Here is a 10,886-nt window from a genome sequence, read left to right on the forward strand (position 1 = left end):
GGTTTCCGTTCCTGTTTCCGCCCGCGGCGAAGAGACCCCGCGGGCGTTGCTCCGTGGGGGGCGATTTCAGGAACGGCGGCTAGCGGACCGCCGCGGCATGAACCGGTGTCGACACGGACCCGAGTTTACCGGAACTCGCCGGCGTGTTCGGCCGCCCAGACCTCGAAGTCCAGTCCCGGCCTGCCGGTGACGTCCTGGACGGTCGAGGTGACCGGGCCCGGTGCCGTCAGCAGGCCCCGCATCCCGCCCAGCATGGTGTCGACGATGAAGTCCGGCATCTTCGTGAGCAGGGCCGCGCGTGCTTCTTCGACCGGGATCTCCTCCCAGCGCGCCGGACGGCCCGCGGCCTCGCCGATGATCCGGACCTGCTCGATCTGCGTCATCGACTGTGTGCCGGTGAGCGAGTACTTCGCCCCGGCGTGCCCGTCACCGGTCAGCGCCTCGACGGCCACCGCGGCCATGTCCTTCTCGTGGATCAGCGGCATCGACGCCTCGCCGTACGCGCCGCGGACGACGCCGTCCGCGCGGATCGCGGGCGCCCAGCCGAGGGTGTTGGCCGCGAATCCGTGCGGCCGCAGGAAAGTCCACTCCACGCCCGCCGCTTCGATCGCCTCCTCGACGGTGCGATGCCAGGCGCCGATGGCGTTGTCCTGCTCCGCCAGGGAATCGTCGACCGCACCCGAGGAAAGGAACACCACGCGCTTCACCCGCTCACCGAGCAGTGACACGGTGGGCACCAGTGCTTCGGCGGATCCGGCGAGCATCAGGAACACCGTGTCGACGTCGTCGAGCGCCGGCGCGATCGTTTCGGGTTTCGTCAGGTCGCCGCGGACACCGTCCGGCGGCGGGTTCCGGCTCAGCGGCCGGACCGGGACGTCCCGTGCCCGCAGTTGGGCGACTACCTGCGAACCGACGTTGCCCGTCGCTCCGGCGACCAGGATCGGCTTCACGCTGTCACCGCCGAGAAGACCGGGCGGTACCGCTTGACCACGGAAGACTTCAGCCCCGGGTGGTTGCGCACTTTCAGCCAGGCGTCGGTGGTGCCGATCCCGGCGTCACCAGGCGCTTCCAGCGCGGCGACATGCGCCTCCGCGCTGGTCCATTCGGCGTAGTTCAGCATCCGGCGGCCGTCGGTGCTGAGGTGGAAGAACCCGCCGATCCCGCCTCCCGGCAGGTTGGGCTCGGACGCCATCGCCTCGAAGACGAAGTCGACCCACTCTCGTTGCTGCCGCTCGTCGTCTCGGTCGAATTCGACCGAGACGACCACGAGCACGCCGGGCGTCCCCTCGCCGCGCTGCCCGCGGTAGAGGCGGTACACCGGTGCGCCATCGAGGTTCTCGATCGCGTCTTCGCTGGTCCACTGCTCGTAGGTGAAGGCGCCGTCGTGGCCGACACCCTCGTAAGCGGTGAAGGAAACGAGCCCGTCGTGGCTTTTGAACGCCGCTCGCGCCGCGTCGGCGCCCGGCCATTCCCGCGCCACCGCGACCGTCTCCTCGTTCGGCGTCGGCCACTGTTCCTTGTGGATGGTCGTCTCGGAGGTCCCCTGTGCTGTCATGCCTCCAGCATGAAACTTAAACAAGGGTTTAAGTCAAGCTAGGCTGGGGCGCATGTCCGAACTGCCGTCCGAACTCACCATCGGGGAGCTGTCGCGGCGCAGCGGCGTCGCCACCTCCGCCCTGCGGTTCTACGAGCGTCAGGGCCTCATCAGCAGCAGGCGGACCAGCGGAAACCAGCGCCGCTACCCCCGCACCACGCTCCGCCTGGTCGCTTTCGTCCGCGCGTCGCACCACCTCGGCATCCCGCTGGAGGTGATCGGCGGCGTGCTCGACCTCCTGCCGGAGGGCGCCGCGCCGGATCACGAGTTCTGGCGGCGCGCCTCCGCCTGCTGGAGCGCGGAACTCAACAAGCGCATCGAGCAGCTGGAGTGCATGCGCGACAGGTTCACCGAATGCATCGGCTGTGGCTGCCTGTCCTTCGAGCAGTGCGTGCTGGTGAATCCCGGTGACGTCCTCGCGGCGAAGGGGCCCGGCGCGGCACGGCTGATCACGGACTGACCGCGGCCAGTTTCCGTTCCAGCAACCGGCGTTCCGCGCTGTTCCCCGCGCGCCGGATCGCGGTTTCGTAGGCCCGCGCCGACTCCGCCGGACGGTCGAGCCGGTGCAGCAGATCGGCGCGGATGGCGTGGTAGAGGTGGTATTCCTCCAGCTCCAGGTCGTCGATCACGGCGAGCGCCGCCTGTGGGCCGTCCACTTCGGCCACCGCGACGGCGCGGTTGAGCGCGACGATCGGGGTCGGGTTCATCGTCAGCAGCAGGTCGTACAGCCGGACGATCTGCGACCAGTCCGTGCTCCTCGGGTCGGCGGCGTCGCTGTGGACGGCGTTGATCGCCGCCTGGATCTGGTACGGCCCGGGCTGGTTCCGCCGCAGGCAGGCGCGGACGAGTTCCTGCCCTTCGGTGATCAGCTCGCGGCTCCACCGCGACCGGTCCTGGTCCGCCAGCAGCACGACGTCGCCGTCCGCGCCGGTGCGGGCGGCCCGGCGGGACTCGGTGAGCAGCATCAGCGCCAGCAGCCCGGTGGCCTCCGGTTCGTCGGGCATGAGACCGGTCAGCAGCCTGCCGAGCCGGATCGCCTCGGCGCACAGGTCCTCCCGCACCAGGCGTTCGCCCGAACTGGCCGTGTAGCCCTCGTTGAACACGAGGTAGATCACGGCGAGCACCGAACGCAGCCGGTCCGGCAGGTCGGCGTCTTCCGGGACGCGGTAAGGGATCTTCGCGTCGCGGATCTTGCCCTTCGCGCGGACCAGCCGCTGCGCCATCGTCGTCTCGGGGACGAAGAACGCGTGCGCGATCTCGCCGGTGGTCAGCCCGCCCAGCAGTTTCAGCGTCAGCGCGACCTGCGCGGTGACGGCCAGCGCGGGGTGGCAGCAGGTGAAGATCAGTCGTAGGCGATCGTCGCGCACAGGTCCCTCCTCGGCTGGTTCGTCACCGGCGCTCATCAGCGCGGCCTGGGCGTGTTTGTCGTCGCGCGCGGCTTCCCGGCGCAGCTTGTCGATGCCCTTGTTGCGGGCGGTCGTGATGATCCAGCCCGCCGGGCTCGGCGGCAGACCGGTGGACGGCCACCGGTCCACCGCCGCGGCGAAGGCGTCCTGGACCGCGTCTTCGGCGAGGTCGATGCTGCCGAAGACGCGGACCAGGACAGCCACCGAGCGGCCGTACTCCTGGGTGAAGACCCGGCCGATCTCCTCGGTGGTCAGACGCACGAAGGGCCTTCTTCGCCCTGGAACGGCCGGACCTCGACGGGCAGGTAGGTGATCTCGGTGACCCGGCGGCCCCATGCGAGCGCGGCGTCCAGATCCGGCGCCTCGACGATGGTGAACCCGCCGAGGTGCTCCTTGCCCTCGGCGTACGGGCCGTCCGTCATCGCGATCTCGCCGTTCTCCTTGGCCCGCAGCACGGTCGCCGTGGTCGGCGGGTGCAGCCCGCCGGCGAACACCCAGGCGCCCGCGGCCTTCATCTCCTCGTTCAGCGCCTGGATCTTGCGCGCGATCGGCTCGAGGAATTCCGGCGGCGGGACGGGACCGTCGGGCTGGTAGAGGCTGATCAGGTACTGGGTCATGGCGTCCTCCTGACGTCGAAGCGGCTTGTCACCCCCTATACGAAGGGCGTCGCGCCGATTCGACAGTGGCGCGAAAATTTTCTTCCGGGCACATCTTCGCAGGTCAAACGGAGGTCAGCCGGCAACCGGGGCGGGACAGGTCGAGCCGCGATCCCTTGGCCAGACAGGCGGAGATCCGATGGACCTGCTGGCCGTAGCTGCGGCCCTTCAACACGGTCACGGTCCCGTCCTTGCCGACCTCGCACGGGTTGTCCTCGGTGCAGCGCCCGCCGTCTCTGTTGTGGGTGTTGTTGATGCCCATGACCATGCTCGCGTCGGGAGACAGAAGTGCCGAGCCGGAATAGCCGGGCCCGCTCACGCACGTGTCGCTCGGGGCGTAGCGGACCGCGCCGTCCTGCTGGTATCCGGCCTCGCGCAGATGCGGCACCACGGCCTCCACCGTGCACTGCGGACGGCCGCTGGAGTAGGACATGAGGAGCCTGTCGCCGGCGCGCATCGGGGTGGTGGTCAGCCGGAAGACCTTCGCGCCTTCCCTTGCCAGTTGCGCGTAGGTCTTGTCCAGCCGGTACAGCGCGATGTCGGTGCCCGTCATCGTCGCGTAGACCAGCCGGGTGGCGCGGGCGCTGCTCTTCGGATAGCCGTCCCGGCCGGCGATGGTGACCGGGCGAGGCAGGTCGGCGGGCCGATCGACCAGGGCCTTCCCCGGCGCGGGGCGCCCGCTCGGCACGCAATGGCCGTTGGTCAGTGCCAGCGCCGGGTCTTCGGGACGCGCGGTGGCGGGGCGCACCACCGAGCCTTTGCATTCGCCCACCTCGGCGGTGCCTTCCACGTTCGGGCCGGGGTCGTCCGGGGGAACGTCGCTTCCGGTCACGATGCCGTTGATCCAGGAGGAGTTCTTCGCGACGTCGGTGTACATGTCGGGGAAGTCGGCGCCCCTGATGCCGGGGCCGATGACCGTCCCGGCCAGTGCCCAGTCGTCGCCGGATCGGACCAGTGCGGGGCCTCCGGAGTCCGTCGTCCCCGGCCCGACGGGAGGATCGGCGCGGCCGACGCACAACGGCAAGGTGTGCCCGTCGTCGTCCCAGCACCGATCGAGCGGCACCACCTCGGTGTCCGCCTCGCGCAGCTTGCCGGGGAAGCACTTCGGGTCCTTGAAGTCGTCGCAGGAGGTCCCGGCCGCGCCCCAGCCGAGGATGCGGACGGGGGTGCCGACGGCGGGCGTGGCCCCGGCGAGCCGGACGGGCCGGGCGCGCACGGGCTCGCGCAGGTGCAGCAGCGCGAGGTCCTCGCCGGGCGGGTTGTAGGAGAGGTGGCGGCGGTAGAACTTGTCGACGTCGGTGACCTCACCCCCGGTGGTGGTGTCCAGTGAACCGACACGGACCTTCCAGCCGCGGGGGACCCCGGCCGTCGCGCCGTTCGGGGTGTTGGCGCAGTGGCCCGCGGTGACCGCCCACTGGGGCGCGACGAGCACCGCGCCGCAGCGGTGCCCGTCCGGGCGGGGCGAGTCGTACTGGAGCGAGACCATGAACGAATACGGCGTGGTGGACTCGGTGCCGCCGATGACGGCCGACGCGGGGACCGCGCCCGCCGTCGTCACGGCCAGCGCGAGCCCGGTCATCAGCGTGATGGATCGGAAACGGATACGCATGTCGATCACGGTGGCCGGTCCGTGTCCACGGAATGCGATCAACCGGTAACAGTTCCGTGCGCGGCTTGAATCCGAACTAGGTTGCAGCGCCATCTAGGTAGTGCTGCTACATTGCCCGGTATGGATCACGACCGGCGGGGCCAGTGGTTGCGGGGAGTACTGGCTCCTTGTGTGCTGGCGCTGGTCGCCGAGCGGGAGTCCTACGGCTACGAGCTGGCCCAGTCGCTCGACGCCGCCGGGCTGGGGCCGATCCAGGGCGGCACGCTCTATCCGGTGCTGTTGCGGCTGCAACGGTTCGGCCTGGTCACCGCCAGCTGGCGGGAAGGGACGGCCGGCCCCGCGCGCAAGTACTACCGGATCACCGACGAAGGCCGGGAAACACTGCGGCACGCCACCGCCGACTGGCAGGAGTTCTCCGCCGGGGTGGCCTCGATCTTGCGGGAGAGATGATGAACCACGACGGATGGCTTTCCGCGCTGGCGCACGAACTGCGCCGTCGCGGCGTCGGCGGGGACGCCGCGCGGCAGGTGGTCGCGGAGGCCGCGGTCCACCTGCGGGAAAGCGGAGGAGACCCGATGCGGGTCTTCGGGCCGCCCGCCACTTACGCCTCGGCCGTGGCCGAAAGCGTGGGGCGCCCCCGGCGTCGTCCGGGCGAGGTGCTGCTGGAAGCCCGTGGCATCACGAAGAAGTACGGCCGCCGGACGGTGCTGAACGACGTCGACCTTGTGGTGCGGTCGGGAGAGATCGCCGCGGTGATCGGTGCGAACGGCTGTGGCAAGAGCACGTTCCTGAGCATCTGCGCCGGACTCACCGGCGCGGACAAGGGTGAGGTCCGCGTGCGCGGTTCGCTCGGCTACTGCCCGCAGGACGGTGGCACGGCGGGCTTTCTCGACGCCGGCGAGCACTTCGTCCTGATCGGCGCCGGCCGCGGGATGACCCGCGAGGAGTCGGTCCGCACCGGCACCGCGCAGGCCGCCGCCCTGGACTGGAAGCCCGGCCGCGGTAAGCACGCGCGGCATCTTTCCGGCGGGACCCGGCAGAAGCTGAACCTGGTGCTGGCCGGGCTCGGCGAGCCGGACGTCCTCTTGCTCGACGAGCCCTACCAAGGTTTCGACAAGGGCACCTACCTCGACTTCTGGCATCAGGTCTGGCAATGGCGGGAAGCGGGCAAGGCGATCGTGGTGGTCACCCACCTGCTGAACCAGCTGGACCGGGTCGACACCGTGCTCGAACTTTCCCCGGCCAGGAGGGCTGTCGCGTGAAGAAGATCCTGACGGTCGCGGAGATGGCGCTGCGCGAACTGCTACGGCGCCGATCGGTCCTGCTGATCCTGTTGCTGCTGCCCTTGCTGTTCTACTTCAGCCGTCGCGGCGATCACCTCGGCCAGTCGATCCGCTTCGTCTGTCTCGGTTTGAGCTGGGCGCTGAGCACGGCCGCGCTGTTCGCCGGGAGCGCGGCCCGGGGGATGGAACCCCGGCTCCGGCTTTCCGGCTATCGCGGGCACCACCTCTATCTCGGCCGGTTGGGCGCGTTGTGGGTGGTCGGCCTGGTGTTGTCCGCGCCGTACTTCGTGCTGGTGCTCGTCGACCAGCACGACGTCCGGTACGGCCCGGTCGCGGTGGTCATGGTGCTGATGGTCGCCGTGTCGGCGCCGTTCGGCCTCGCGCTCAGCGCGATCCTGCCGCGTGAACTGGAAGGGACGCTCGTCCTGCTGATGGTGGTCGGCCTGCAGATGATGGCCGACCCGTCGAGCCTGATCGCGCGGCTGCTGCCGTTCTGGTCCAGTCGCGAGATCGGCACCTACGCCATCGACCACACGGACTCCGGCTACCTGACGCGGGGGATCGCGCACGGCGTGGTTTCGTTCGTGCTCCTGCTCGCCGTGGTCGCCGTCGCCTCGGGATTCCGGCTGCGGCGCCGTTCGCACTTCAAGTTCGTCTAGCGGTCGGCCTGCCTGGTACTGCCGGACCCAGGTTGAGCAGGCCATGCCATCTCTCCTCGCCGACCGGTTACCTGGACTTCAGAACAAGAGTCCACAGAGGAGAGACAAATGACGAACACTTCGGCGCCGCACTCGGGCAGGGTCGCCGTCATCACCGGCGCGTCCAGCGGGATCGGCGAGGCGACCGCGCGGCGGCTCGCGGCCTCCGGTGCGGCGGTCGCGCTCATCGCCCGGCGCGCGGACCGGTTGGAGACGCTCGCCAAGGAGATCGACCAGGACGGCGGTACCGCGCTCGTGCTCGCGGCCGACGTCGCCGACGCCGAGGCGATGCGGACCGCGGCGGCCGAGGTCGAGGCGAAACTGGGCCGGGCGGACCTGCTGTTCAACAACGCCGGCGTGATGCTGGCGGCGCCGATCGACGAACTCGCGACCGGTGACTGGCAGCGCATGATCGACGTCAACATGACGGGCCTGATGAACACGATCGGCGCGTTCGTCCCGCATCTGGTCGCTTCGGCGGCCGAAAAGGGCGTCGCCGACCTGGTGAATACGTCGTCCATTGGCGCGCAGGCGATCTTCCCGTCCTTCGCCGTGTACGTCGCTTCGAAGGCATACGTGACGCACCTGTCGAAGAACCTTCGCGCCGACCTCGGCCCGAAGGGGGTGCGGGTCGCGGCGATCGAGCCCGGTCTGGTCGAGACCGAACTGCAGGGCCACGTCACCGACGCGGGCGCGCTGGAATGGCTGGACGGCGTGCGCGAAACGCTGACCTGGCTGAAGCCCGGCGACATCGCCGAGACGGTGGCGTTCCTGACCTCGCTGCCGGCGCGGGTGAACCTGCAGCAGGTCACCGTCATGCCCACCGCGCAGGTCTGACCTGGTTCAGGGGAACAGGATCCGGGCGATCGCGCGGGCGGCGGTGTCCGGATCCTCGAGGTGCTCGGTGCGCAGCGCGCCGGTGAGCCACAGGTTCGCGAAACCGTGCATCAGCGACCACGCGGCGACCCCCGCCATCTCGTCGTCGCTGACCGACGACGCGCCGCCGGTCAGCAGAAGACCCGCGCGATCGCGGGCGGCGGCCAGCGCGGGGTCGTCCTGACGCTGGAGTTCGGGGCGGAACATCACCTCGAAATGCGCGCGATGCTCGATCGCGAACCGCACGTAGGCCACCCCGACCTCGACGAAGTCCCGCTCGCCCTCGGCGGCGAGCGCGTCCGCGAGCAGGTCGAACCCCTCGGTGGCCAGCGCGGTGAGCACCCCGGCCTTGTCGCCGAAATGGTGCACCGGCCCGGCGTGCGAGACACCCGCTCGGCGGGCGAGGTCGCGGAGGCTGATCCCGGCCGGGCCGTGTTCGGTGATGGCCGCGACGGCGGCGTCGAGCACGGCCCGGCGAAGGTCGCCGTGGTGGTACGGACTCATGCCGATGAATCTAGTCATTGACAAGATGGCCCGCAAGAGCGCATCTTGTCAGTGGAAAGTTTCGCTGCTCGGAAGGCATGGTCATGGATCCCGGTCTCGTACCCGTACTGATGCTGGTCGCCGTCACGGCGACGTTGTTCCTGCTGGGAGTCGTCGGTGTCCGGCGGCTGAAGCCCTGGCCGGTGGCCGTGCGCGGCGGCGTCGCGGCACTGTTCGTCACGACCGGGCTCGCGCACTTCATCGGCATGCGCGAGGAACTCGTCGCGATGGTGCCGCCCGCCTTGCCCGCGCCCGGGCTGCTGGTCACCGTCACCGGCGTCCTCGAACTGGCCGGCGCCGCGGGAGTGCTGTGGTCACGCACGGCGCCGTGGGCGGCAGGCGGGCTGACGCTCCTGCTGCTCGGGATGTTCCCGGCGAACGTGCACAAGGCGCTGAACGGGCCGGTGACGTCGATGATGGACGAACTGGTGCCGCGGAGCCTGATGCAGGTGGTGTTCCTGGCCGCGACCGGGTCACTGGTGGTGTATTACGCGCGTACACCGAACAGCCCCTTTGCCCAAAGGAGACCTTAAGTCTTCCCCAAGTTCGGGACCCACCGTTGAAAACGGCCCTACCATCTGAGAATGAAGATCTCATTGTGGATCGGATTCTGTGGGCTGTGCATCCTCGCCGGACACATGCTTCTCGGCGCTGTCGGTGTCGTACTGCTGATGAGCTGCCTTCCGGCGGGGCGCGATCACGAATCCGGTGACAGAACAGGGAAAACGCCCGCGCGGCTGGCCTGAAGAAAGACGTCAGCCCAAGGTGCTCGCGAAAGCGAGCGCGCCCAGAACCGGAACGGCGATAGCGGTGAACAGTACCGTTCGCCGGCTCGGTTTGGGACTTTCCGGTAACGCGCCGATTCCGGTCGGCACCAACGCGATACAAAGCCCGGCGGTGCCGATGATCGACACGATTTCGGTCCCCTTCAGGACGCCGAGCGGAAGAAGCCCCATCGTCGCCAACCCGATCGACTGAACGACGCCGAGCGCTTTCGTGCGATAGGCGGCGAAGGCGAGCACGTACCAGCCGAACATGATGGTGAACGACAGGAAACTGAACAGGTGCAGATCCTGGTACGACTCGCTGACCACGCTCTCGGCGAACCCGGCGCCACGCCGTTCGGCGAGTCCTAGTGCGGCCTGGTCGATCCCGGCGTGAAAGGTCCGCTCGAATAGTCCAATGAGGACGGACACGCCCGCCCAAGCAGCCAGCGCCGGCTTCGTCCGGCCGATCTTCGTGGCGAGCGCGATGATCGCGGGCCACAGCAGGACGTTGCCCGCCAGGAAACACGTGTACGCGGCTGTCATCAGCGCCGGATGATCGCTCATGGCCTTGAGCTGGTCCGGGAAGAAGAAGTTGAACTGCGACCGCAGCAGCGTTCCGGTGAGCAGCAGGATCGGGCCGAGGATCATCGAGACCGCGGCGACGCGGCGGCCGGGGAAGACGTAGTCGGTTTCCATGCCGCTGAGCCTGCCGATCGGAGCGGCTGCCCGGATCGGCTCAGGGGCTGTACTTGGGGCTCAGCCCGTGGGTGGACTGTGGGGTTGTGTCTACGCCTGGATGCCGTCGCCGTTTTTCGGTAATGGGGTGCAGGATGGCGGGGGTTCGGTTGTAGGTCTGGCCGGTTCTTCGGTACTCGCGGTCGGTCTGTGGCTGGGCTCGTGGTGGGCTGCCGGTGGGGTGTGTGGCGGCCGATCGTCGTCGTTTTTCGGCAACGGGGTTCAGCGGGGCGGTGGTTCTTCGGTGGTTTGCGTGCGGGGTTCGCGGAGTGGTGGTGAGTCGGTAGACCCAGCCGGGTGTTCGGAACTCGCGGTCGGTCTGTGGCTGGGCTCGTGGTGGGCTGCCGGTGGGGTGTGCGGCGTCTGACCGTCGTCGTTTTTCGGCAACGGGGTTCGGCGGGGCGGTGGTTCTTCGGTGGTTTGCGTGCGGGGTTCGCGGAGTGGTGGTGAGTCGGTAGACCCAGCCGGGTGTTCGGAACTCGCGGTCCGTCTCTGGCCGAACTCGCCGAGGCTTTCCGGTGGGATGCGCGGCGTCCGATCGTCGCCGGTTTTCGGCGATGGGGCTCAGAACGGCGGCGGTTCCTCACTGTCTCGCGGGCGGGGGTCGTGGAGTGGTGGTGGGGTGCTGTCGTAGGTCTGTCCGGTGGGGGTGGTGATGGTGAGGGTGCCGTTGGGGTCGAGGTGGTAGGTCCAGCCGGGTTCGTCTTTGAGGCGGTGGT

Annotated in this window: 14 protein-coding genes and 1 pseudogene; 7 read left to right on the top strand and 8 right to left on the bottom strand. The window is 69.2% G+C overall.

What is annotated here, in order from left to right:
• Positions 1-125: 125 nt before the first annotated feature.
• Entirely contained in the window at positions 126-950 is an 825-nt protein-coding gene (locus ACZ6YV_RS43310) for an SDR family oxidoreductase (protein ID WP_465515218.1), read from the bottom strand.
• Complete coding sequence (locus ACZ6YV_RS43315; RefSeq protein WP_465515219.1) at positions 947-1,555, bottom strand: hypothetical protein; 609 nt, start codon at positions 1,553-1,555, stop codon at positions 947-949. Before ACZ6YV_RS43315 ends, ACZ6YV_RS43310 begins: the two co-directional genes overlap by 4 nt.
• Before the next feature lie 52 nt (positions 1,556-1,607).
• Between ACZ6YV_RS43315 and soxR the strand changes: the two genes are divergently transcribed.
• Complete coding sequence (gene soxR / locus ACZ6YV_RS43320; protein ID WP_465515220.1) at positions 1,608-2,054, top strand: redox-sensitive transcriptional activator SoxR; 447 nt, start codon at positions 1,608-1,610, stop codon at positions 2,052-2,054.
• Here soxR and ACZ6YV_RS43325 read toward each other — a convergent pair.
• From ACZ6YV_RS43325 to ACZ6YV_RS43335, 3 genes are all read right to left on the bottom strand, one after another.
• Positions 2,044-3,261 (bottom strand): RNA polymerase sigma factor, encoded by a 1,218-nt coding sequence (locus ACZ6YV_RS43325; RefSeq protein WP_465515221.1) that lies wholly within the window; start codon positions 3,259-3,261, stop codon positions 2,044-2,046. The genes soxR and ACZ6YV_RS43325 overlap by 11 nt on opposite strands.
• Positions 3,252-3,617 (bottom strand): YciI family protein, encoded by a 366-nt coding sequence (locus ACZ6YV_RS43330; protein WP_465515222.1) that lies wholly within the window; start codon positions 3,615-3,617, stop codon positions 3,252-3,254. The genes ACZ6YV_RS43325 and ACZ6YV_RS43330 overlap by 10 nt, the downstream gene beginning before the upstream one ends.
• 103 nt (positions 3,618-3,720) lie before the next feature.
• Positions 3,721-5,265 (bottom strand): trypsin-like serine protease, encoded by a 1,545-nt coding sequence (locus tag ACZ6YV_RS43335; RefSeq protein ID WP_465515223.1) that lies wholly within the window; start codon positions 5,263-5,265, stop codon positions 3,721-3,723.
• Between the two features lie 120 nt (positions 5,266-5,385).
• Between ACZ6YV_RS43335 and ACZ6YV_RS43340 the strand changes: the two genes are divergently transcribed.
• The 4 genes from ACZ6YV_RS43340 to ACZ6YV_RS43355 all read left to right on the top strand — a co-directional run bounded on the left by ACZ6YV_RS43340 (position 5,386) and on the right by ACZ6YV_RS43355 (position 8,083).
• Positions 5,386-5,715: a PadR family transcriptional regulator gene (locus ACZ6YV_RS43340; RefSeq protein ID WP_465515224.1), complete on the top strand. Its 330-nt coding sequence runs from the start codon at positions 5,386-5,388 to the stop codon at positions 5,713-5,715.
• Positions 5,715-6,527, top strand: a complete 813-nt coding sequence (locus tag ACZ6YV_RS43345) for an ATP-binding cassette domain-containing protein (protein WP_465515225.1) — start codon at positions 5,715-5,717, stop codon at positions 6,525-6,527. Before ACZ6YV_RS43340 ends, ACZ6YV_RS43345 begins: the two co-directional genes overlap by 1 nt.
• A complete protein-coding gene (locus ACZ6YV_RS43350) occupies positions 6,524-7,207 on the top strand; it encodes a hypothetical protein (protein ID WP_465515226.1) in 684 nt (227 codons plus the stop codon). The genes ACZ6YV_RS43345 and ACZ6YV_RS43350 overlap by 4 nt, the downstream gene beginning before the upstream one ends.
• Positions 7,208-7,315: 108 nt before the next feature.
• Positions 7,316-8,083, top strand: coding sequence for an SDR family oxidoreductase (locus ACZ6YV_RS43355; RefSeq protein ID WP_465515227.1), 768 nt, complete (start codon positions 7,316-7,318; stop codon positions 8,081-8,083).
• A gap of 6 nt (positions 8,084-8,089) precedes the next feature.
• On the opposite strand, the gene ACZ6YV_RS43360 is transcribed toward ACZ6YV_RS43355, so the two are convergent.
• The gene (locus tag ACZ6YV_RS43360) at positions 8,090-8,626 is read right to left on the bottom strand and encodes a TetR/AcrR family transcriptional regulator (RefSeq protein WP_465515228.1); all 537 of its coding nucleotides are present in this window, start codon (positions 8,624-8,626) and stop codon (positions 8,090-8,092) included.
• A gap of 77 nt (positions 8,627-8,703) precedes the next feature.
• Between ACZ6YV_RS43360 and ACZ6YV_RS43365 the strand changes: the two genes are divergently transcribed.
• Positions 8,704-9,198: a DoxX family protein gene (locus ACZ6YV_RS43365; RefSeq protein WP_465515229.1), complete on the top strand. Its 495-nt coding sequence runs from the start codon at positions 8,704-8,706 to the stop codon at positions 9,196-9,198.
• Between the two features lie 51 nt (positions 9,199-9,249).
• Positions 9,250-9,411: a hypothetical protein gene (locus tag ACZ6YV_RS43370; protein ID WP_157376423.1), complete on the top strand. Its 162-nt coding sequence runs from the start codon at positions 9,250-9,252 to the stop codon at positions 9,409-9,411.
• Positions 9,412-9,420: 9 nt separating this feature from the next.
• Here the strand turns inward: ACZ6YV_RS43370 and ACZ6YV_RS43375 are convergent, their stop codons facing one another.
• Complete coding sequence (locus tag ACZ6YV_RS43375) at positions 9,421-10,128, bottom strand: hypothetical protein (protein WP_465515230.1); 708 nt, start codon at positions 10,126-10,128, stop codon at positions 9,421-9,423.
• Positions 10,129-10,731: 603 nt separating this feature from the next.
• Positions 10,732-10,886 (bottom strand): annotated as a pseudogene (locus tag ACZ6YV_RS43380) (HNH endonuclease); the annotation flags it as partial.

The organism is Amycolatopsis sp. NPDC102522 (assembly GCF_055584485.1).